The 22,477-nt window shown below is 43.2% G+C and carries 18 protein-coding genes; 11 read left to right on the forward strand and 7 right to left on the reverse strand.

Annotated features, from left to right (window positions below; genetic code table 11):
• The first annotated feature begins 115 nt into the window (after positions 1-115).
• Genes OV592_RS13880 through OV592_RS13890 form a run of 3 tightly spaced genes read left to right on the forward strand, consistent with a single transcriptional unit; the run spans position 116 to position 2,232 of the window.
• The gene (locus OV592_RS13880) at positions 116-1,162 is read left to right on the forward strand and encodes a DUF3549 family protein (RefSeq protein WP_406608989.1); all 1,047 of its coding nucleotides are present in this window, start codon (positions 116-118) and stop codon (positions 1,160-1,162) included.
• Between the two features lie 9 nt (positions 1,163-1,171).
• A complete protein-coding gene (locus tag OV592_RS13885) occupies positions 1,172-1,456 on the forward strand; it encodes a hypothetical protein (protein WP_406608990.1) in 285 nt (94 codons plus the stop codon).
• Between the two features lie 2 nt (positions 1,457-1,458).
• Positions 1,459-2,232 (forward strand): Zn-ribbon-containing protein, encoded by a 774-nt coding sequence (locus tag OV592_RS13890; RefSeq protein ID WP_406608991.1) that lies wholly within the window; start codon positions 1,459-1,461, stop codon positions 2,230-2,232.
• A gap of 273 nt (positions 2,233-2,505) precedes the next feature.
• On the opposite strand, the gene syd is transcribed toward OV592_RS13890, so the two are convergent.
• The gene (gene syd, locus OV592_RS13895; protein WP_406608992.1) at positions 2,506-3,048 is read right to left on the reverse strand and encodes a SecY-interacting protein; all 543 of its coding nucleotides are present in this window, start codon (positions 3,046-3,048) and stop codon (positions 2,506-2,508) included.
• A 60-nt stretch (positions 3,049-3,108) separates the two neighbouring features.
• On the opposite strand from syd, the gene queF reads away from it, so the two are divergent.
• The 7 genes from queF to OV592_RS13930 all read left to right on the forward strand — a co-directional run bounded on the left by queF (position 3,109) and on the right by OV592_RS13930 (position 13,378).
• Complete coding sequence (gene queF, locus OV592_RS13900; protein ID WP_406608993.1) at positions 3,109-3,972, forward strand: NADPH-dependent 7-cyano-7-deazaguanine reductase QueF; 864 nt, start codon at positions 3,109-3,111, stop codon at positions 3,970-3,972.
• Positions 3,973-3,986: 14 nt separating this feature from the next.
• On the forward strand, positions 3,987-6,161 hold the full coding sequence (locus OV592_RS13905) for a tetratricopeptide repeat protein (protein WP_406608994.1): 2,175 nt from the start codon (positions 3,987-3,989) through the stop codon (positions 6,159-6,161).
• Between the two features lie 114 nt (positions 6,162-6,275).
• On the forward strand, positions 6,276-7,868 hold the full coding sequence (locus tag OV592_RS13910) for a GGDEF domain-containing protein (RefSeq protein WP_016401205.1): 1,593 nt from the start codon (positions 6,276-6,278) through the stop codon (positions 7,866-7,868).
• A gap of 92 nt (positions 7,869-7,960) precedes the next feature.
• Positions 7,961-9,322 carry a nucleotide 5'-monophosphate nucleosidase PpnN gene (gene ppnN, locus OV592_RS13915; RefSeq protein ID WP_016401206.1) on the forward strand — a complete coding sequence of 454 codons (1,362 nt, stop codon included), beginning with the start codon at positions 7,961-7,963 and terminating at the stop codon, positions 9,320-9,322.
• A 24-nt stretch (positions 9,323-9,346) separates the two neighbouring features.
• Positions 9,347-10,129 carry a flap endonuclease Xni gene (gene xni / locus OV592_RS13920; RefSeq protein WP_406608995.1) on the forward strand — a complete coding sequence of 261 codons (783 nt, stop codon included), beginning with the start codon at positions 9,347-9,349 and terminating at the stop codon, positions 10,127-10,129.
• Positions 10,130-10,289: 160 nt separating this feature from the next.
• Positions 10,290-12,176 carry a methyl-accepting chemotaxis protein gene (locus OV592_RS13925; RefSeq protein ID WP_406608996.1) on the forward strand — a complete coding sequence of 629 codons (1,887 nt, stop codon included), beginning with the start codon at positions 10,290-10,292 and terminating at the stop codon, positions 12,174-12,176.
• 194 nt (positions 12,177-12,370) lie between these two features.
• Positions 12,371-13,378, forward strand: a complete 1,008-nt coding sequence (locus tag OV592_RS13930; protein ID WP_016401209.1) for an isocitrate dehydrogenase — start codon at positions 12,371-12,373, stop codon at positions 13,376-13,378.
• Positions 13,379-13,443: 65 nt separating this feature from the next.
• Here OV592_RS13930 and rlmM read toward each other — a convergent pair whose 3' ends face one another.
• The 6 genes from rlmM to guaB all read right to left on the reverse strand — a co-directional run bounded on the left by rlmM (position 13,444) and on the right by guaB (position 20,840).
• Positions 13,444-14,505: a 23S rRNA (cytidine(2498)-2'-O)-methyltransferase RlmM gene (gene rlmM / locus OV592_RS13935; RefSeq protein WP_406608997.1), complete on the reverse strand. Its 1,062-nt coding sequence runs from the start codon at positions 14,503-14,505 to the stop codon at positions 13,444-13,446.
• The gene (locus tag OV592_RS13940; protein WP_016401211.1) at positions 14,498-14,863 is read right to left on the reverse strand and encodes a DUF423 domain-containing protein; all 366 of its coding nucleotides are present in this window, start codon (positions 14,861-14,863) and stop codon (positions 14,498-14,500) included. The genes rlmM and OV592_RS13940 overlap by 8 nt, the downstream gene beginning before the upstream one ends.
• Positions 14,864-14,865: 2 nt before the next feature.
• A complete protein-coding gene (locus OV592_RS13945) occupies positions 14,866-15,792 on the reverse strand; it encodes a transcriptional regulator GcvA (protein WP_016401212.1) in 927 nt (308 codons plus the stop codon).
• Between the two features lie 426 nt (positions 15,793-16,218).
• Positions 16,219-17,394: an MFS transporter gene (locus OV592_RS13950; RefSeq protein ID WP_406608998.1), complete on the reverse strand. Its 1,176-nt coding sequence runs from the start codon at positions 17,392-17,394 to the stop codon at positions 16,219-16,221.
• Between the two features lie 330 nt (positions 17,395-17,724).
• On the reverse strand, positions 17,725-19,305 hold the full coding sequence (guaA, locus tag OV592_RS13955; RefSeq protein ID WP_406608999.1) for a glutamine-hydrolyzing GMP synthase: 1,581 nt from the start codon (positions 19,303-19,305) through the stop codon (positions 17,725-17,727).
• Between the two features lie 74 nt (positions 19,306-19,379).
• On the reverse strand, positions 19,380-20,840 hold the full coding sequence (gene guaB, locus OV592_RS13960) for an IMP dehydrogenase (RefSeq protein ID WP_016401215.1): 1,461 nt from the start codon (positions 20,838-20,840) through the stop codon (positions 19,380-19,382).
• Between the two features lie 131 nt (positions 20,841-20,971).
• On the opposite strand from guaB, the gene xseA reads away from it, so the two are divergent.
• Entirely contained in the window at positions 20,972-22,306 is a 1,335-nt protein-coding gene (gene xseA, locus OV592_RS13965) for an exodeoxyribonuclease VII large subunit (RefSeq protein WP_406609000.1), read from the forward strand.
• Positions 22,307-22,477 lie beyond the last annotated feature (171 nt).

Here is a 22,477-nt window from a genome sequence, read left to right on the forward strand (position 1 = left end):
AGCAAAAATCGCAGTGTAACATTCCACTCTAACATTACCTACCAAACTGAGATAATTGCCCTCTCCTCTATAAATGTGGATACTGACGCCAAATGTTGTGGATCGAACAGTAACAATGAATAAACTAAGCACATTAAGCGAAATTCTTCAGGCTTCGGGCAGTGACCTACGGGTGTATGAAATGGGTCGACAGATCCATCACATCAGTAACCAAGACTTCTACCAAATGGAAGTAGCAAAGCAGCCCTACCCTGCCCCCATTCAACAACACGCTAGATTTGCAGTTTGTTTTTGGCAAAAACAACAATCTACAACACCTTATATATGGTTTTTGCAATTACCTGTTAACGAGCAAGGTTTTATCAATCTTGCTGCGCGCGATCAGTTCATCCAACTGGTTATTGAAGCACTAGGGCAAGAACTAAATCTTAAACCGAGTGAAGAGCAACAACAGGCATTAGCCAACAATCAATATATCTATAAACCCATTGAAGAAAAGCTCGCTTTTTTTAATGCCTTATATAAAAGAGATTCTCAATTAGCGCCATCGGAGCATTACTTGGCTGTTCGTCGCTATTTGCAAAACGATGGTGAATGGGAAAATTGGCAGAACCTAGCACTGCAAGGCATTGCAGATTTAGTGGCAAGGTTAGATAGAGATGATAATAGTAAACTGCTTAGCCAAGCCTTCCCACATCTGCCACTAGAAGTTGCCAACAAAACCCTAGAATTACTAGAACATGCTAAGTTAGATCAGCAGCTTAGTCATGTAATTGCATCTTTGCATCAGCAGCAATTGTTAAGCAATGAAGAGCTTGCAAGTTTGTATCTTCGAGCTTTAGCCGGGGCTTCTGTTAAGCCGCTTACCCATCAAGCGATTAAGCAACAGCTTGCAAATGCAAACTCGATTCATAGCTTTATCGCGGTGGCAGGAAGGTTGTGGCAATCCTTAAGTGACCCCCACTTACTCAAATATTTCTTAGAAACGATTGCGGACCAAAACGACCCAGAGCTGTTTCAACAGATTTTCGTTGATTTAGTATTCATTCCAAGCTTACGTAGTTTTGTATTAGCCCAGCTTCGTGACCCCAATAACTCAGAAGCTCTGCAGCTATCCATTACGCAGTTGATTAAACTGTATCAATCACCTAAACACCACTAAAGATTAGTTATGTCTCAGCAAATTGCATTGATCGCGATAAAAGCCTTATTGGACGAAAACAAACAACCTACCCTTGCTTTAGTAAAAAGTAAGCTCACCACAAGGCTACCAATGCCTACGGTAATTGCAGCGCTAAATGCTTTTAAGAAAGATCCCTCTATCGTTGAGAATCTTGTGGCTGAAGCGCCTCCGGTTAAAAAGGCACCAAAGGCTATTGAACAACGCGTTATGGAGCTAGAAAGCCAAATCCAGCTACTATTGCAACGCATCGAGCAACTAGAAGCGAAGAACTAGCCATGTACTTAAGCGAAGTAAACTTTGAATGCTATACCGACACAACCATTACCCGCGCCGAAAAAGCGATAAACCTTCTGTTAGATTGTTGGCGTTATAATGGGCAAATCATTGGCCGCGAATTTCCTGTTATATTAAAAGACGCCACTTTTTCTGTGCGAGTTGTTTGTCCCGAAGAAAATAGCCTATTAGACAGTTTTCAAAGTAAGCAAGTAAAACGCGCCAAACTAGCATTAAGTGAGGCAGGTTTACTCAGCCCAAAACTTAAAAACCTTGGCCGAGACATCAACTCAGATGACAGTGATACTTGCGAAACACCTAGCTGGCAGGTCTTGTATACTAATTATCTGCAAAGTTGTTCTCCAGTTCGCTGTGGTGACCATTTTACCCCCATTCCGCTTTATCATTTGCCCGCAGTTGCCAATGGCGACCACAAGCAGCTAATTAAGTGGCAAGAAGATTGGTCAGCCTGCGACCAACTGCAAATGAATGGCAGCATATTAGAACATTCTGCATTAAAAGAGATGAGTGATATCACTAGTCGCCTTTATCGCAGAGGCTCAGACCTAACTAAACGTTTGGAATACTTAAGTAAAGTACCGACTTATTTGTATCTCTATAGGGTTGGTGGCGAAAGCCTTGAAACAGAAAAAGAACGATGCTGCCCAAATTGCAGAGGCGATTGGCTATTAGAAAACACCGTTCATGATATTTTTGACTTCAAATGTGACACCTGCCGTTTAGTGTCCAATATTTCTTGGGATTTTAAGCGCTAAAGTTTGTTGCTCTTTCGAGCAACTCTTTGCAGCAATTTGCGGTTGTTTATACAAATTGGAGGCTTTGAACCAGAAAAAGTAGCCGATAATGTAGTAGAAAGTGCCACAAGTGCAACCGAAGGGTTTGGCTAAAGTCGTTTTAAGCTTTTGGTTATGGTTATGCTTATTCTTAGTTAATAAGTGAATGCTTAAAGTAGGCTAGCCTACGCACTCCTTATCGCACCCAAAACGATTTTATCTCCAACAAAATTCAACCGCGAAGGTTAATTGGCTTCAGTCACACAGCTCAAATTTTGCAACAAACTCATCCAGTGTTTTTGCCAGTACTCGGTCAATTCCTTTTCCTAATTGCTCCAATACAACCTCTCCGGAATCATTATCGATGCTAACGACTTGCATCTCGTCTTCTGTACTAGCAATAAACACCGTTTCTTTTTGCTTCAAGCGACGTTGCATTAATACATGGCCGATGATGTTCTCAAGTAGCATCTCAAAGTCTTGTTCATTCCAGGCTTGAACCAACTCAATGCGATTGTTTTGAAAGTACACCGCTAGGGTTTCAGAGAAGTAATCACCGTAAAATGCTTTAATACTAGGGTGTAAAGTTATTTCTAAGGCACGCTCAATGCCAGAGAAATCTCCTTTATCCTCACGTAACACCGGTTTCCAACTCACCTCTTGTTGCTCTGGCTCTCCAATAATGCAAGGAGACAACCATTGCTCATCATACTCAACCTTCGGATAGGCGCTGCTTTGCCAATGCTGTTCAAACTTATTAAAAACGAGAGATAATGGTTGTGATATGACGCTGCTCATGGATGTGTTTCACTAAGAATTAAGATAGACTAAGCCTAACTAATTCCATGTAACAACACCATGAAAAAGCAGCCTTTAAACACTTCGCAACAGTTAAAAGACAGTTTGAGCCTCGGTAAGCCTACCGATTACATTAGTCACTACTCTCCCGAGTTATTACAAGGCGTACCTCGAACCTTAAATCGCCAGCAAATAAATTTGGATGAAAGCCAAGCCTTGCCTTTTACCGGCTACGACTTGTGGAACTTGTATGAGCTATCTTGGTTAACCCCATCGGGTTTGCCCGTTGTAGCAGTAGCCGAGGTTAAAGTGGCGGCTAGTTCGCGCTGCTTAATCGAGTCAAAATCATTTAAGTTATACTTAAATAGCTTTAACCAAAGCCACTTTAAAAACTTTAATGAGGTTGCTGCAACCCTTCAGAAAGATTTACAACATTGTGCTGAAGGTAATGTTGAAGTAAAACTGTTACCGATCTCCAGTGAAATAGACTCAAGGCCAATTCCCGGCGTTAATATTGACCAACAAGAAATTAGCATTAGCAACTATGAGCTAGACCCTAACCTTTTAGAAAATGCAGCCGACCCGCAGCAAGTAGTCAATGAAACGCTAAATAGCCATCTATTAAAATCAAACTGCCTAATCACTAATCAGCCAGATTGGGCCAGCGTTTACATCGATTATCAAGGTCCGAAAATAAACCAAGAAGCACTACTTCGTTATTTGGTATCTTTTCGTCAACACAACGAGTTTCATGAGCAGTGTGTCGAGCGGATCTTTTGTGACATTATGCAGTTTTGTAAACCCAGTACCTTAACTATATATGCTCGTTATACCCGCCGCGGAGGGTTAGACATAAACCCTATGCGCTCTAATGACCCTAAGGTTGACGAAAAATTAGGTAACTGGCGTTTATTACGCCAATAAAAGGTAATTATTTCTTGAGAGTTCAAGCTTATTTAACTGGATTGTTGGCCTTAATTACGTGCTTAGTAAGCTTCAATAGTTCTGCTTACGAGCACGGTTTTGTTCATGTACCCAAAGCACTAGAGCCACTCCGCCAGCTACTGATTGCCAATCCTCGAGAATGTATAAGGCAAACCGAGCAGCAACTAAGCAATCAGCAACAATCCCCTCAAAATGCAGAGTCGCAAAGCGTTACCTTACTAAGTTATCAACTAGGTGCGCTATGCGCCTATCGAATCAAAGATACCCGACAGGCTCAGCAATACATTGATCAAGCTATCGAGCTAGCGAAACAACAGCAACATCAAGCTCACTTAACTCAAGCCTACATCATTGCCGCATTAGTGTTGAGCAATGATCCTAACCGAGCAAGTGAAACAGAAACTTACCTCAATCTGGCACAAACTAATTTAGATAAACTCAAAATCTTCCCATTGCCTAACATGCGCTTTCAACTTCAAAAAGTATTGGCGCTTTATCATCTAAACCAAGGTAAAAGCAACGAAGCAAAAACCTACCTACTTAAGGCAAAAGAAGAAGCGTACGCCAGCAAATCCCCAATATTACGCGCCTGGTCCGAGGCACTACTCGCTAATTATTACCTAGCGAACAGTCAACCTGAACTGGCACTTAGCCATTTAAGTGAAGCCGAGTTGGACCAACAAGACATTAATAGTAATGAAGCACTGTTGCTCACCAGCATGCTACAAGCCAATATCGCACGGGTATACCTTGGGCAAGGAGAGTTAGCAATAGCCCAACAAATTCAACAGGATGCTATTGCCAATGCGGTTGAATTAGGTAATTTTGATTTACAAGCCGAAGAGATTGCCACCTTGGGCAATATGTCTGAGCTAGCCGGTGATATAGACGCAGCTCTAGTGCACTACCTCAATGCTAAAGAAATAGCCAAAGCCAATAACAACCTCCCCTTGTTAGCGGACATTGAGCTGCAACTAGGCAAAACCTATATGGAGTTGTCAGACTACACACCAGCACTCGTTCACTTACAAATTTCTCGACAGCTTTTTATTAGCTTAAATCAACCTGGCAAATTACTGCGCAGCTTATTGTTGTTAGGTGAATTACACATCAATAATAATGAGAACGGCTTAGCCATTTTGCAGCTAGAAAAAGCAGAAGAGTTGGCTAACACCATGGGGCTAAGCAGCAGCCATAGTAAAGTGTATAAGCTGCTTACCCAAGCCTATGAGAAAAATGGCAACTACTCGTTAGCACTAGAGCAGTTTAAGGTTTACCACAGCCTAAATCAGCAGTATCAGCAAATTCGTAATGAACTTAAACGCGAGCAGTTTAAACAACACTATCAATACATAGAGCAAGCCCAGCAGCTATCTGACCTTACTCGTGAAAAAGCGATTATTTTGCAGCAAAGTAACTTTCAGCAATTGGTACTTGTGCTGGTTTGCGTATTTGGCATCATGCTGCTGTTCCTATTCTTAGTAACCCGTCAAAAGCTACTGAGTCGAAACGCTTCGCTTAACGACATAAGCCATCAACTCAATCACCACCCGGTAACTGGGCTACAACAGCTAGCGAACAGCGACGCACCATTAGTATGTTTACGTGACAAACTGTCCAACAAACAACAAGCTCGTATTCTATTAATGCTTTCTATAGAGAGCATTAGCCTTGCCAGCCAGCAAACACTTGGCTTTAAAGCTCAGCGCGAGCTAATTAAACGCTTTATTGAAGAATTGATTGAAGACATAGAAGGTGATTTCCACTTAGGTCATATTAGCGACAAGCAGTTGGTGTTATGCATAGAACAAGCAAATTTAAGTCCACAAGAATTAGGCGAGCAGCTTAGTGGTCGAGCCAAAATATGTGCAGAACAACAAAAAATAAAACTAATTATGGCCATTGGATGTTGTAGCTTGCCATTTTTAGCTAAAGCTAAAGATGCAATTGACGATAAAGGAATGACCGAAGTTGTATGGTTAGCTCTTGAAGGCGCTCAACAGCTTTGTAAACACACTAATCAAAACCAATGGGTTGAACTTACAGCAATGAGTGGTTCACATGCTGCATTTTTCTGTAGTGACGTTACCCAAGATGTAAAACAAGCGATTGCCAAAGGCTTGGTGAAAGTAAACGCTTCCAGCGATAAGAGCTTAATAAATTGGTAAACTTATGCAAACAGCAGCCAAAAACTATGACACTTGAGCTGCTGTAGTTATCAAAGATCTCATGTTATGCTAATTTTATTATGTTAGGCACGCTAGGAAGTATTGGTTTAAACGATGAGCGATATCATCACTATTAAGAAGCGACTTGCGTTGGTGAGAAACGAAATTGACAGTTCCAACAAAAATCCTTCAAACCAAGATGCAAAGGTTAGAATGGAAAAAAAAGCAATAAGCCAGCTAATTTCTCGCCTGTCAAAAATTTGTTATGGTCTAGACGAACAGCTCGATCAAAAACTTGAACAACTTATCCAAGAAGTTGAAAGTAATGAAGACCTGTCGGCTATTTCTCAATACCAAAACGAATTAGATGGGCTGTTCAAGCAACACAGCGAAACACTTAAAACACTACTGGCGCACAATCAACGAATTATTAAAACGTCGGGCGAATCACTTAAACGTATCAACGGTTTACCACCGCAATTACGCCGTAAACTAACCGACTTTTTAGAACAAGAGCCTGCTTATTCTCACAACGACAATCAGCAACGCCTTGAACAGCTACTAAATTATTACTACCAAGCATTGATCAACAAACCTGCTCTTGGTGGTGCTCCCTTATCAAATGATTCAACACCTGCTGTAAAACCTAAAGAAAGCATCCTCAATAATCGCCTTCACAAACGTATATGTGATGATCTTCAGAGGCTAATTACCGAATTAGATTACACCGGTGATGTAGGAACCAAACTTGGCCAAGTTCGCTCAGACCTATTAGTCGGCATTGAGCCTGAAGAACTACCAAGTTTGTGCATAAAAGTTATTCAACTAGTCATTGAAGGTAGCCGTGAAGAGCGCAAAGCTTCCCAAGAGTTTTTATATTCTCTTAATGAGAGCTTAGGCGGTGTTCACGACCAATTTAATGACTCCTTGAGTCAATCGAAGTCTATTCATAAAGACCAAAAACAAAGTGACGGCCTACTTAAGAATCGATTGTTAGAGTTAGGTGCCGAAGTTCGTTCAAGCAACGACCTAGATACCCTAAAAAGCTCTATTCAAAATCGCTTGATTCAAATTGCCGACGTGTTCAAAGAGAAAGAACAACTTGAGCAACGTACTAGCGAGTTGTTAGATGAGCTAGGTAACGTAGAGCTAAAACTTCGTCTGGTTCGTGAAGAAACTCACGAGTACAAAAAACGCCTTAATGCTCACAAGCACAAATTGTTTATTGATAGCCTAACCCAAGTGTATAACCGCGCGGCTTTAGATGAACGACTAGAGCTGGAGTACAAACGCTGGAAGCGTTACGGCTACAACCTTGGCATGGCCGTTATTGATATTGACCACTTCAAATCAATTAACGACAAATTTGGCCACATGGCAGGAGACAAAGCACTAAAAGTGATTGCCCGCGCTTTGCAAAACAACCTAAGAGACACCGACTTTTTGGCACGTTTTGGCGGCGAAGAGTTTGTGCTACTTATGCCAAATATTTCACCCGACGCAGTAATGGTGCCACTGGACAACATCCGAGAGCAGATAAAAGCATTGCCGTTTAGGTTTAAAGACCAACAAGTGTCTATCACGGTGTCTATTGGTGCTACCTTGTTTAAAGAAAGCGACAAACCGCTAGATGCTTTTGAGCGAGCCGACCAAGCACTGTATGAATCAAAGAGCAGTGGTCGTGACAAAGTTAACATAATCAGCTAGTTAGTTTAGCGTTGGGTTGAGAAACTCAACGCTAACTTGACGCCTCACGCTATACTCTAAGTTGCGATCCGCAAATTAACCGTGAGGTGTCGATGATTACCCATATAAACCCTGTGGGCAGTATGAACTTACTGTCAAAGCTCGAAGTAGATCAACTCACCTTAAGTGCCTCAGAAGATATTTACCTATTGTACCGAAACTGCAGCTTGGCAGTGCTCAACTCCGGCAGTAAAACTGATAGCAGCCGTGAAATTCTAGAACGTTACAAAAACTTTGAGATAAATGTATTAAGCCGAGAGCGAGGAGTAAAGCTCGAACTCGCCAATGCCCCTGAAGATGCCTTTGTTGATGGCGAAATTATTCGCGGTATTCAAGAACACCTGTTTAGCGTACTTCGCGACATTTTATATGTTTCTAACGAAATAAAAGAACAAGCCCACCTCGATCTCAATCAATCATCGCACATTACTAACCTAGTCTTTTCAATGCTGCGAAATGCCCGAGTTATTCACCCCAGAACCGAGCCAAATTTGGTAGTGTGCTGGGGTGGTCATTCAATTAATGATGTTGAATACCAGTACACACGAGAAGTAGGCAGCCAACTGGGATTACGTGAGCTAAACATATGCACTGGTTGTGGCCCAGGCGCTATGGAAGGTCCGATGAAAGGAGCGGCAGTAGGCCATGCTAAACAACGGGTAAACGACGGTCGCTATATTGGCTTAACCGAACCCAGTATTATTGCGGCCGAGCCACCCAATCCAATAGTGAATGAACTGATCATTCTACCCGATATTGAAAAGCGCTTAGAAGCCTTTGTTCGAATGGGCCATGCTATCGTTATCTTCCCAGGTGGTGCCGGAACGGCCGAAGAATTGCTATATATTCTTGGGATTATGCTCCACCCCGAAAATGCCCGCCAACCTTTGCCTATTGTTCTTACCGGCCCAAAATCCAGCGAGGAGTACTTTAAAAGCATCGATGAGTTTATTGGTGCAACATTAGGGCACGAAGCTCAGCAGCGCTATCAAATAATCATTGATGATTCGGCTCGAGCTGCACAAGTTATTAAACAGATGATGCCAAAGGTGAAAGACTACCGCCGCGCAATTGGTGACGCCTATTCATTTAACTGGAGCCTAAAAATTGATAGTGACTTTCAACACCCTTTTGAGCCGCTACACGAAAATGTCGAGAAGCTTAATTTGCACTTCGACCAAGCACCACAAGATCTAGCCGCTAACCTACGTAGAGCATTTTCTGCCATTGTAAGTGGCAATGTAAAAGATGAAGGCATCAAACAAATAGAAAAACACGGTCCGTTTATTATTGACGGTGACCCTAAAATAATGAAAATGTTAGATAAACTCTTAAAAGACTTTGTCTCTCAACACCGTATGAAGCTACCAGGAAGCAATTACGAGCCCTGCTACAGGGTTGGAAAAGCTAAATGACTTTTGCCATAGGCGAGTTCGAAATTGGCTAAGCAACTTGTCATCATCGACGCATTGAACCTCATTAGACGTATCTATGCTGTACAGCAGCAAAGAACGCCTAATGGGGCTTTAGATAATGCCACCACCATGGCCTTAGGTAGTGCTTGTAAGCGCATTATTGCTAGCCTGAAACCTTCACACATTATTGCGGTATTCGATGGAGAACGCTGCGCTTGGCGTGAACAGCTTTTTCCCGATTACAAACAAAACCGTTCGCCCATGCCGGATCAACTTGCCAAACAGTTAGAAAGCTTAAAAGACCATCTATTAGATCTCGGCATTGATTCAGTATCAGATCCAGATGAAGAAGCCGACGATATCTGTGCGACTATTGCCAGCAAAGCAGCTGCGGCTAGTTACCCGGTAACCATAGTGTCTACTGACAGAGGCTATTACAGCTTGCTCAACAACGGGGTTAATCTGTACGACTATTTTCGCCGAGAATATATATCCATAGACGAAGTAGAAAACAAATTTGGCATTACCATCTCCCAACTTACCGACTACTGGGCCCTTGTTGGTATTAGCAGCGTTAATGTTGCCGGCGTTACCGGAATAGGAGCCAAAAGCGCTAAAACCCTGTTAAACAACTATTCCAATGCACAAGCTATATTAGATGCCCCTACCCCCGACAAACTCGCCCAGAAAGTACAAACCAATGCCGAGCAGCTCAACTTAGCTAAACAGCTATTAAGCCTGCGAACCGATTTACAACTAGGTTTTTCTCTCAAACAACTGCGCTATCAACAGGCGCCCAGCAATTAACACCCTAGGCTCATTAGGTCACAGTCCTTTTAACGGCGTTTTTAATTTAACTCCTTAAATACTATCAAGCTACTTAACACCCGTTTTTGTGGACTATAGTGTAAGAACAGTTTTTATTTATTACTGCTATTTCTCTTGTAAAAATTAAGGGACTAACTCTATGAGCGCTAAGGCCAAAATCCTTTCACTAATGGGTTTACTCATTTCAGCCATCATCATTTTCATTTCTGTTATCGGTTTTTTAAATTTTAAGTCTGCATCAGAAGTTAATTACAGCAGCCAACTAAACAACCAAGCGTTTTTAATTTCTAAAGCCATTGAACAAAAAATGAATCGTTACTTCGATACGCTTAAGCTCAAAGCTTCTGAGCTCCCTTTAAGTGCTAGCGGAAAAATTGATGAAAAGCCGCTAGTCGCTAGCCTGCACAAAATACAAGACGCCTTAGAAGTACTTAATGCTTATGTAGGTTTGGAAAATGGCGACACTTACGCTGCAAGTAATGACGGTATTATTCCTAACTTCGACGCAAAGCAACTAAATAGGGAATGGTATCGAAGAGGCATGGCCAATGAGCCTAAGATCGTGACCACTCCCTATACAAGTAGTACCGGTGATGTAGTGATGGCGGTGGCAGTGCCAGTTATTCGTAATGGTAAGCCGGTAGCCATATTGTCGGTCAACCTTGCTCTTAATCAGATCACTAGCTTCATTGATGGCCTATCGGAAAATAACCAATTGTTTGTGAGCCGAGAAGACGGCTTTGTTATCGCTTCGAAGTACACCGACTACATCGGCAAAAACCTATTTGAATTACGTCCATCCTATCGTCAATACAACGATCAAGCTTCCAGCCAGCATGACTACGAATTTGACGGAAATGAGTACTCTGTTGTGTCAGCAAAAGTTGCTAACCTAAATTGGACGGTATGGGCGTGGGACAAGTGGGAAAATATAAATCGAGCATCCAATGAAAACCTTGTGCTTACTATCTCGATTGCAATCTTCCTGCTGCTGCTCGCTTTAGCCGTGTGTTATTGGGTGGTGATGAAGCTTATGTATGGCCCTATTGGTGGAGAGCCAGCCACCATCGAAACCATTGTCCAAAATATTGCAAAAGGAGACCTGCGTTACTCTTCCCAGCAATCTGGCCAGGAAACAGGCATTTACCAAGCGGTATTATCGATGGTGAATAGCCTAACCAACATTGTTACCGGAATAAACACCGCAACCGAACAGCTCAATCAATCATCCTCCCGCATTCATGAATCAGCGACGTCTGTCAATACCAGCTCAGAATCACAAATGATGCAACTAGAACAAACCTCTACTGCAATGAATCAAATGACCGTGACCGTTGACGAAGTTGCTCGCAACGCTCTGCAAGCCTCTAGCGCAGCAACAGAAGCAAATGAGCAGTCAAGCCAAGGTATCAGCGTAGTCAATGAAATGAACAGTAACATAAGCTTGTTAGTTTCGGGCATCGAAGAAGTACAACAAGTAATTGGTAAACTTGAAATGGAAACTGAAGGCATTGGTCGGATTTTGGAAGTAATTAGAGGTATTGCTGAACAAACCAATTTGCTAGCGCTTAATGCGGCAATTGAAGCAGCTCGAGCAGGAGAGCAAGGCCGAGGATTTGCGGTAGTGGCCGATGAAGTAAGAAACTTAGCCAATAGAACTCAAGACAGCACCAATGAAATTCAAGAAATGATCACTAATCTGCAAACTGAGGCCAAGAACTCAGTGTCTCTAATGGAGACGAATGCAAAAGATGCCCAACAAACTTCAGAAAAATCAGAGCTAGCTAACCAAGCGCTTAATGCTATTAGCGATTCAATTTCGGTAATCCACGATATGAACGCTCAAATAGCGACAGCAGCGGAGCAGCAAACCCTAGTAGCCGCAGAAATAAACAGCAGCATAGTAGGCATAAATGACTTAGCGAAAACCACTTTTGATAGCTCAGAAAACAATAGCAAAATGGTTGAAGAATTAAGCAATATTGCCACGCGGTTGAATAAATCAGTAGAAGTATTCAAGTTTTAACTAGGCTCAATAGCGCTAATAGATTTTTGTATTGTAATCAAGCTAATACCTTAGTATTAGCTATTTCCTTTTGAGTATTGCGTTAAAAAATTGTAAACTCTGTGTTGCCCGAACACCTCAAACTTCGGGCATTAACACGGAGTGTTACCTCCTCCCCCTTAAATAATAAAAATGCCTACGAATTAGGAAGAGATATGTCAACAAGACGAATCACCGTCATACCTGGAGATGGTATTGGCCCTAGTATTATCGAAAGTGCAATCGCGATTATGGATAAAGCGGGTTGTGGTTTCGAATATGATTTTGCCAACGCAGGTCTAGCAGCCCTAGAAAGCGATGGCAGCCTGTTGCCTGAAAAATCACTGCAACTTATCGAGCAAAATGGCATCGCCTTAAAAGGCCCGCTAACCACACCGGTTGGCACTGGCTTTACATCAATCAACGTGTCTATGCGTAAACACTTTGACCTTTACGCCAACTTGCGCCCTGTGCGCTCTTTTGTTGGTACTAAAGCGCGTTACGAAGACGTAGATATTATTACCGTTCGTGAAAACACCGAAGGCATGTACTCAGGTGTTGGCCAAAAACGTAGTGAAGATGGCACTAGCGCAGAAGCAATGAGTGTAATCACTCGAGACGGCGCAGAGCGTATTGTAAAGTTTGCCTACGAGCTTGCCCGCCGCGAAGGCCGAAAAAAAGTAACAGCAGTTCACAAAGCAAACATCATGAAATCAACTTCAGGCCTGTTCCTAGAAGTGGCTCGTGAAATCGCTAAACAATACCCAGATATCGAATCTGAAGAGATGATTGTTGACGCAGCATGTATGAACTTAGTGATGTACCCAGAGCGCTTCGACGTAATGGTTACCACTAACTTGTTTGGTGATATTTTGTCAGACTTGTGTGCCGGATTAGTGGGCGGCCTTGGTATGGCGCCAGGTGCTAATATTGGTGAACGAGCAGCAATTTTTGAAGCCGTGCACGGCAGCGCGCCAGATATCGCAGGCCAAGATATTGCAAACCCAACGTCGGTTATTCTAGCAAGTATTCAAATGCTTGAATATTTAGGAATGGAAGACAAAGCGGCCAATATTCTTAATGCAGTGAAAGACGTTATTGCCAGCGGTGACAGAACCACTCGCGATTTAGGTGGCACAGCCGGTACTAAAGAGTTTACACAAGCGATTCTAGATCGCCTATAAAGCTTATAGCAGCATAAATTAAAAAGGCAGCCCAGGCTGCCTTTTTAATGCTTGGTCTTGCTGCCCTAATAAACACGCGCAAAAACGGTAATTTCTTCTCGGTCATGGTACAAGTGCTTGGCCCTTACTTCATGCTCAAAACCTAACTCACTCAAGCCCTCTTTAAGCAAATTAAGATCTTGATTCACCTCGGCAAAGCGTTGCTTCATTGGCAACTTCAAATTAAACATTGCATATTGGCACCAGCCATTTGCCAACCACTTCAACATTAAACGACTTACCTTAGCAGGACGCTCTACCATGTCGCAAACTAGCCAACTTACGTTGCTACGCTCTGGCTGATATTTAAAGCCATCTTCTCGAAAATGCTGCACTTGGCCAGTATCCATTAGCGATTGCGCCATAGGGCCATTATCAATAGCAGCCACAAACATGTTTCGTCTGACTAATTGGTAAGTCCAACCACCCGGGCATGCACCCAAATCAACAGCATGTTGGCCATTTTGAATATACTGCTCTCGCTCTTCGTCATTCAACAACACCATAAAGGCTTCATCTAGTTTAAGCGTTGAGCGACTTGGAGCTTCTACTGGAAACTTAAGACGTAATATACCATTATGCTGAGCATTACCATTGCGGGTATCCGAGTAGCCTATCCAGCAATGGGTTCCGCTTACAAAAAATAGCTGCATGGCTGGCAACTTAGGATTCGCTTTTTTAGTCAACCATTGATGCTTCACCAATGCATTTTCTAGCGGGCGAGTAAATTTTTTGCAAAAGCTAGATAAAGCTTTACCGTCATTAGTATCTGGATACTCTAAACGTAGGCTGCCACACTTGGGTAGCTTTTGCTCAATGGCAAGTATAGATGCGACGCGGTTTGCCTCATCGAGTTGTAATTCTGCAAGCGCTAAAAACCAATGCCTAGCAAACACCAATTGACGAAAATCTATCGCTTGATACAAGGCTTGTGAATGCTCAGCTTGATAGCAGCTAAACTCCACAAAACCAGTGCCACTGCTCGCTTTGGCAAAACCAAAGAACCCTAACTGCTCAGCATGAAATTGGATCTCAGCAGCACAGTCGCTCTCAAAGCCAGTGCGACAATACAAAATTATACTACTCATTTACACTTCTCTTTGTTGGCAAAGCTAGGCTCAGCCAAGCAATAATCAAAATAAACCCGCCAATTGGGGTTATTGGCCCAAACAGCTTTGAGCCAAAAAAAGCCAAGCAGTATAAGCTACCGGCGAATAACCAACCACCCAAAATCCAAAGTAATGCGGTTGTTCGGCGTTTATCTATCACTACCAAAGCAGCCACTAAATGAATGATTTGATAAAACACGCCGGTTTCAATCCACGATAATTGCGCCTCACCCAAAAAGCGACTGAAGCCATGCGCAGCACCCGCGCCCATAATCACGGTAACAGCGCCACTTACAGCCAACAGCAGCCTTAAGGGCCAAGCCGTTTGATTCAACATATTCACTCCGCGTCTACCAAACCTTCATTCACAAACTCTTGCTGTTCTTGCTCAACCAAAGAAATCATCCACTCACGGAAGGCAACCAACTTACCTTGTTCAGCTTGGCTGGGTTTACACACCATGTAATAAGCATTTTTACTCAGTAAAACTTGCTCAAAGGGGCACACTAAACGGCCGGCTTCAATTTCAGGTTTAGCCAATACGCTATGACCGAGTGCCACACCCTGCCCATACACCGCCGCTTGTAGCACCATGGTTGAATGCGAAAATATAGGCCCATGATTCACATTCATTTGTCGCAGCCCCACCAATTTAAACCACGCTTTCCAATCGTGGCGAGCGGTATCATGCAATAGGGTGTGATATTGCAAATCCTCGGGCTTAGTTAAAGCTTTATCACCCACTAACAAACTGGGGGCGCATACGGGAACCAAATACTCTGTGTGCAATTTGTCGGCTCGCAGGCCAGACCAATTGCCTCTTCCGTAATAAATAGCAACATCAACATCTTCCGTTAATGAACCTTCGTATAAATCAACCGCTTTAATACGAACATCGATATCGGGATGCATCTCACTAAATTGAGATAAACGTGGTACTAACCATTGGATGGCAAAACTGGGTTGTAAACTAACCGTTATCGTTCCTTTGGCGCCACGAGCCAACAAACGGTCGGTAGCCTCGGTTAACGAAATAAAAATATCTTTAATATCGAGAAAATAACCTTGGCCTTCTTCGGTTAGCAGTAAGGCCCTGTTTTTCCTTCTAAAAAGCTTTAAACCTAAGAATTCTTCCAAGGCTTTAATTTGGTGACTAACAGCGGCTTGAGTCACAAAAAGCTCTTCTGCTGCTCGGGTAAAACTAAGATGCCTTGCTGCCGCTTCAAAGGCTTTTAAGGCATTAAGTGGAGGCAAACGACGCGCCATTTTTACATCCCATTAACGGATAAGTTTTTCTAATCTATGGTCATTATAATTTATCTGTTGTTGTAGGACCAGTTGCAGATTACTATGCTCACGCAATCAGGCGAAGGGGTCTGACGCAGCACCTAAAATCAAGGTGTTATGTCAGGCCTCTTTGAGTAGTTACCGGATTTGTAATTACTTTGATTGCTATGTTGTGTTTGCATTTGTCAGCCCTTTTGCTGACTTCCCTGTTTCTTATTTTGACCCTGTCTGTCAAAAAGAATTTTGAGCCACTGCTTATGCAGTGGCTTTTTTTTACCTAAAATTCATAGAGATAAACCTATCAGCAAACATATCAATGGTATTAATCAATAAAAACCGCATGGATTTAGCATTAAAAAAATTAATCTTTGATGTTACGCACTAAAATCTAGGCTTTAATTAGCCTCATACAGATAGTTGCCTTTTATGTTGACGCTGATAAAACAGCAAGCAAATCAAACCAAGCGTCAATATGGGTAAAGCACTAACATTTACCACTCGCCACCCCAAACTTTGCTCTAACCAGCCAGCAGACAGCGCAGAAATAGCCACTAAAGAGAACACCACAAACTCATTAACAGCTTGAGCTTTAGCCTTCTCATTTAAACGATAAGATTGCGTTAGCATTTGGGTCGCACCAATAAACATAAAGTTCCACCCTACTCCAAGCAAGGTTAATGCAACTGCAAAATGAATAAAGCTAGTGCCCATTAAATTAACAACAACACAAGCAAACATTAGCGCTAAACCAAGCAGCATGGTTGGGAAAAGCCCCATTTTCAATATTAGCCTGCCGGTAATAAACGAAGGGGCAAACATGCCCAATACATGCCATTCAATGACCGAAGCAGATTGAGCAAAATGATAGCCATGGTGATGCATCGCTAAAGGCGTTGCGGTCATTAATAGGTTCATTACAAAATAACTAACAACGCCAGCTACCACGGCAACAATGTAATTAGCCGAACTAACTATTTCCCGTAGAGGTCGAGCATCAATTGTCGGCTGGCTGCTTACTTCAGTATCATTGAAACGAATCATCAGCAGCAGTATTAACGCGATAATATACAGAGCAAGTAAACCAACAAATGCGCCAATGAAAGGCTGATTAGGCCACCATGCCTGACTATACACCGCTAGGCTTGGCCCAATCACTGCTGCGATCACCCCGCCAGCCATAATGGCTGAAATGGCTCGGGGTTGTTGCCCTTCTGAGCAAAGCTCTACCGCCGCAAAGCGATACAACATGCCAAAACCAATACCAATTCCTAATAAAAAGGTTGCACAGCTAAACAGCATAAATTGCTGGTGGGATAGCGCATAAGTAGCTAATAGTGCACCACCAATGCCAACCAAGTTACCAAGTACAAAACCTTTCTTTCGCCCGGTTATCCCCATAATAAGAGACGCAGGAATGGTGGCTAACATTAACCCTAAAAATTGCATAGCAACAGGAAAGGTAACCCAAGCAGCGGAAGGAGCGAGCTGCTGGCCAATTAAGCCGGTGACTGCCACGAGCAAAATATTTCCGGTGGTTAATAAGGCTTGACAAATAGCCAGCATCCATACAAAAACATTCACGCCATGACTCTCCCTGTTATACCAATCGTACTAAGTAACTAATCATTCTAATTGGTTAAAAATACTCGATAACTGCGTTAGAATTTTTGATTGTAGAATAACTACTTATCGAAAAACCCTGCCTTATTCTCGAGTCTTTTCCCTGCGTTACTTCTGCTCACTTACTTAGTGTGATTGGTATTAAAACATCATCATAGAGCAGATCCTAAAAATAGAGAACGTGAATTAGTTGTTCAGCTTTAAATAGCAAGGAGGCACACAGAGAAAACCTTTGGCTGAATGTGAGGCAAAAAAAGCGCCATTGCGGCGCTTTATTCAACGAAGGGTAATTTATTCCCACTCAATGGTCGCTGGTGGTTTACCAGAGATGTCGTAAACAACACGAGAAATACCATCAATCTCGTTGATTATACGGTTGCTCACATTACCTAAGAAGTCGTAAGGTAAGTGTGCCCAATGCGCGGTCATAAAGTCGATAGTTTCTACCGCGCGTAACGATACAACCCAGTCATACTTGCGGGCATCACCCATTACGCCAACTGAACGAACCGGCAAGAATACGGTGAAAGCTTGGCTTACTTTATGGTAAAGATCTGCTTTGTGTAATTCTTCAATAAAGATAGCGTCAGCACGGCGTAGTAAATCACAGTACTCTTTCTTCACTTCGCCCAATACACGCACGCCTAAACCAGGCCCAGGGAACGGGTGGCGATATAGCATGTCATAAGGTAGGCCTAACTCTAAACCAATTTTACGCACTTCATCTTTAAACAGCTCTTTAAGCGGCTCTACTAAACCCATTTCCATATCATCAGGCAAGCCACCTACGTTATGGTGAGATTTAATCACATGCGCTTTACCGGTTTTAGATGCCGCTGATTCGATAACGTCAGGGTAAATCGTGCCCTGAGCAAGCCATTTAGCATTCTTAAGCTTTTTAGACTCTTCATCGAACACGTCAATGAACACGTGACCAATAATTTTACGCTTCTTCTCTGGGTCACTTTCGCCAGCCATTGCATCTAGGAAGCGGTTTTCAGCATTTACGTGAACGATGTTTAAACCGAAGTGGTTACCAAACATATCCATCACTTGCTGGCCCTCATTCAGACGCAGCAAACCATTATCTACAAATACGCAGGTAAGTTTGTCACCAATTGCACGTTGAACCAACATTGCCACAACCGAGGAGTCAACGCCGCCACTAAGACCAAGAATAACTTCGTCATCGCCCACTTGCTCTTTAATTTGAGCAATGGCGTTCTCGATGATTGATTCAGAGGTCCATAAAGCTTCACAAGCACAAATATCTTTTACAAAGTGCTCTAGCATGCGCAAGCCTTGACGAGTATGAGTCACCTCAGGGTGGAACTGCACACCGTAGAAATGCTTATCTTGATTCATCATGGCAGCAAATTCACAGCTTGGCGTTTGCGCAACGGTGGTGAAACCTTCAGGAATGGCCGACACTTTATCGCCATGGCTCATCCAAACATCTAGCAAGGCATTACCATTTGACGCAACTGCATCTTCAATCGCTTTAAACAATGGAGATTGCGCAACCACTTCAACTTGAGCGTAACCAAACTCACGCTCGCCTTCGCCTTGAATAACCGCTCCACCTAGTTGCTCAGACATAGTTTGCATGCCGTAACAAATACCTAGAACAGGAACACCAGCATTAAATACGTACTCAGGAGCGCGCGGAGAATCATTCTCCGTAACGCTTTCTGGGCCACCGGCCAAAATAATACCGTTCGGCGCAAACTCGCGGATATCGGCTTCTTCTACATCCCAGCCCCACAATTCACAATACACACCGATTTCGCGGATTCGACGCGCGATAAGTTGGGTATATTGCGATCCAAAATCTAAAATTAGAATACGATGTTCGTGGATATCTCTGCTCATAATCACTTACTTAAAATAGGCTGATAGAACTAAGCGCCTTTCGGCGCTTAGAGAAGAAAAACAAACTTTTAGGCTTAACCCATACGGTAGTTAGGGGCTTCTTTGGTAATGGTTACGTCATGTACGTGGCTTTCACCCATACCTGCACTTGTTACCCGCACAAACTCTGCTTTGGTATTTAACTCGTTAATTGTAGCGCAACCGGTTAAGCCCATGCACGAACGTAAACCGCCCATTTGCTGATGAATAATCGCTTTTACCGGGCCTTTATAAGCTACGCGGCCTTCAATACCTTCTGGAACTAATTTGTCGGCTGCATTGTCTGTTTGGAAGTAACGATCTGACGAACCTTGAGACATTGCGCCAAGCGAGCCCATACCACGGTAAGACTTAAACGAACGGCCTTGATAAAGTTCAATTTCACCTGGTGCTTCTTCGGTACCAGCAAACATGCTACCAACCATTACACAAGAAGCGCCAGCAACTAAGGCTTTAGCAATATCGCCAGAGAAGCGAATACCGCCGTCTGCGATAACCGGAATATCACGCCCTTTTAGCGCTTCAACAGCATCAGCTACTGCAGTAATTTGTGGTACACCTACACCCGTAACAATACGCGTAGTACAAATTGAACCAGGGCCAATACCTACTTTAACCGCACTTACACCTGCGTCAGCTAGGGCTAAAGCGCCTGCGCCAGTTGCCACATTGCCACCAACAATTGGTAGGTCCGGGTATTTTTCGTGGGTGGCTTTAATGCGATCAAGAACGCCTTGAGAATGACCGTGAGACGAGTCAATCAACAATACATCTACGCCAGCTTCAACTAAGGCATCAATACGCTCTTCGTTACCGGCACCAGCACCTACAGCAGCGCCAACACGCAAACGACCAAAGCTATCTTTACAAGCATTAGGTTTACGCTCAGCTTTTTTGAAATCTTTTACGGTAATCAAACCGGTCAGCTTGAAAGCCTCATCTACCACTAGCATTTTCTCAATGCGGTGTTCGTGCATCAGTTTTTCAACGACGTCACGCGATGTATCGGTAGTTGTCACCAAACGCTCTTTAGGTGTCATTACTTGAGAAACAGTTTTAGAAAAATCAGTTTCAAAACGTAAATCACGGCCAGTTACGATACCCACTAGGTCATTCGCTTCAGTCACAACAGGGAAGCCAGCAAAACCGTGGATTTGACGCAACTCTGCAATTTGGCCCAACGTTAACTCAGGCGTTACAGTAATAGGCTCTAGAACGATACCAGCTTCAAACTTCTTCACTTTACGCACTTCAGCAGCTTGCTGCTCAATGCTCATGTTTTTGTGAATAAAACCAACACCGCCCTCTTGCGCTAGTGCAATAGCAAAATTAGCTTCGGTTACCGTATCCATGGCAGCAGACACCATTGGAATACTAAGCGGGATATCTTTGGTTAGACGTGTCGCCAAATTGGCAGTATTAGGAAGTACTTCTGAGTGAGCAGGAAGTAGTAGTACATCATCGAAGGTTAAGGCTTCTTTGGAAATTCTCAACATAGCAACATTCGCCTAAATCAGTTAATAAAGGGATAAAATATTGCGGTCGGATTATAGGTATAAAGCTGGCCAAGGTAAATTGAAAAATGTTATTTTCTTACATTATTTTCAATTTAGCTTCGAGTTGGCTAATGCAAAGCAATCAAATCGCCCAAAATATCCTCAGCGTAAGTCAATTAAACCAGCAAGTTAGGCGATTGCTAGAGAACTCTCTAGGCACAGTTTGGTTAGCAGGTGAAATATCTAATTTTGCTACGCCATTTTCGGGACACTGGTACTTCAGTTTAAAGGACGATGGTGCCCAAGTACGCTGTGCCATGTTTAAAGGCGCTAATCGCAAGGCGGTATTCACACCGGAAAATGGCATGCAAGTATTAGTGAAAGCCAAAATCACCATGTATGAACCACGCGGTGATTATCAGCTTATTGCAGAAGCCATTCACCCTGCTGGAGACGGCGCACAGCAGCAAGCGTTTGAGCAACTAAAAATGAAGTTGGCCAGCGAAGGCTTGTTTGGCCAAGCTGACAAGCAATCCCTGCCCGAATACCCTAGCACCATTGGTGTAGTAAGCTCCGCCTCTGGGGCGGCATTGCAAGATATATTATCGGTACTTCAACGCCGCGCCCCTGCTATTAAAGTGATCGTTTATCCTGCAGCCGTTCAGGGAGATGCCGCTGCAAGCCAACTTAGCAATATGATTGAGCTTGCTAATCAGCGTGAAGAAGTAGATCTACTTATTGTTGGCCGCGGTGGAGGCTCTAAAGAAGATTTGTCCGCCTTTAATGACGAAGCCCTCGCCCGCTGTATATTTAATTCAAACATTCCGATTATATCTGCGGTAGGCCATGAAGTAGACGACAGCATTTGTGATTTAGTTGCCGACATTCGCGCCGCAACCCCCTCAGCTGCCGCAGAAATTGTTAGCCAGCAAGCTAGCCACCTTGCGTTAAGCTTAAACAAACTAAGCCAACAGTTAGAGCAAAGCTACTTACATATGCTTAGTCGGCAACAGATCCGCCTCAAGCAGCTTCACCACCAAGTAGAAACCCAATCCCCTATCCATTTATTGGAACAGCAACAGCAACGCTTTGACGAGCTTAGCCACCGTTTAAGCTTTGCTCATCAACAAAGCTTAAACCGCAGCAAGCAGCGCCATCTAGAAGCGCACTCACGTTTAAAACACTCACTCTTAGAACTAAAACTAAGCCGTCATCAGCAACTGTTGGTCCAGCTTAAGCAGCGGCTAAACCTAGCCAGTGATAAGAACCTTCAACACCAGCAAGATGCCTTAGTAAATGTGTGTCGACAAATGGACAATTTGAGCCCACTGCGTGTATTGGAACGAGGTTTTAGCTTGGTGACTCAGCAACAGAAAATCGTTAAATCTGCTGCAGACTTAAGCGTTGGTGACCAAGTCAATATCAATTTTGCCGATGGAAACCATAACGCAACAATTATTGAATAAGCTCTAGCGTTTTAAACGCCAATGTCACATCTAGTGAGTTAGTCATCAAAATTGATGGGATTTTAGTTAATTCTGACATAAGATTGACTGGACTAAACCGAATACCTAGTTGGTTCGCAGTTTAGCTAGAATGTCGACTAAACCCACAAAGAGGTAAAGCGAACATTCGGG

Origin of the sequence: Agarivorans sp. JK6, assembly GCF_045277145.1 — a bacterium.
Classification (GTDB): domain Bacteria; phylum Pseudomonadota; class Gammaproteobacteria; order Enterobacterales; family Celerinatantimonadaceae; genus Agarivorans; species Agarivorans albus.

Bases quoted from the DNA above. Each gene is read 5' to 3' on its own strand.
- OV592_RS13890 (WP_406608991.1), top strand. From the start codon at position 1,459: ATGTACTTAAGCGAAGTAAACTTTGAATGCTATACCGACACAACCATT.
- OV592_RS13880 (WP_406608989.1), top strand. From the start codon at position 116: ATGAATAAACTAAGCACATTAAGCGAAATTCTTCAGGCTTCGGGCAGT.
- rlmM (WP_406608997.1), bottom strand. From the start codon at position 14,505: ATGAGTAGTATAATTTTGTATTGTCGCACTGGCTTTGAGAGCGACTGT.
- OV592_RS13925 (WP_406608996.1), top strand. From the start codon at position 10,290: ATGAGCGCTAAGGCCAAAATCCTTTCACTAATGGGTTTACTCATTTCA.
- OV592_RS13910 (WP_016401205.1), top strand. From the start codon at position 6,276: ATGAGCGATATCATCACTATTAAGAAGCGACTTGCGTTGGTGAGAAAC.
- guaA (WP_406608999.1), bottom strand. From the start codon at position 19,305: ATGAGCAGAGATATCCACGAACATCGTATTCTAATTTTAGATTTTGGA.
- OV592_RS13940 (WP_016401211.1), bottom strand. From the start codon at position 14,863: ATGTTGAATCAAACGGCTTGGCCCTTAAGGCTGCTGTTGGCTGTAAGT.
- ppnN (WP_016401206.1), top strand. From the start codon at position 7,961: ATGATTACCCATATAAACCCTGTGGGCAGTATGAACTTACTGTCAAAG.
- queF (WP_406608993.1), top strand. From the start codon at position 3,109: ATGAAAAAGCAGCCTTTAAACACTTCGCAACAGTTAAAAGACAGTTTG.
- xseA (WP_406609000.1), top strand. From the start codon at position 20,972: ATGCAAAGCAATCAAATCGCCCAAAATATCCTCAGCGTAAGTCAATTA.
- OV592_RS13945 (WP_016401212.1), bottom strand. From the start codon at position 15,792: ATGGCGCGTCGTTTGCCTCCACTTAATGCCTTAAAAGCCTTTGAAGCG.
- OV592_RS13885 (WP_406608990.1), top strand. From the start codon at position 1,172: ATGTCTCAGCAAATTGCATTGATCGCGATAAAAGCCTTATTGGACGAA.
- syd (WP_406608992.1), bottom strand. From the start codon at position 3,048: ATGAGCAGCGTCATATCACAACCATTATCTCTCGTTTTTAATAAGTTT.
- guaB (WP_016401215.1), bottom strand. From the start codon at position 20,840: ATGTTGAGAATTTCCAAAGAAGCCTTAACCTTCGATGATGTACTACTA.
- OV592_RS13930 (WP_016401209.1), top strand. From the start codon at position 12,371: ATGTCAACAAGACGAATCACCGTCATACCTGGAGATGGTATTGGCCCT.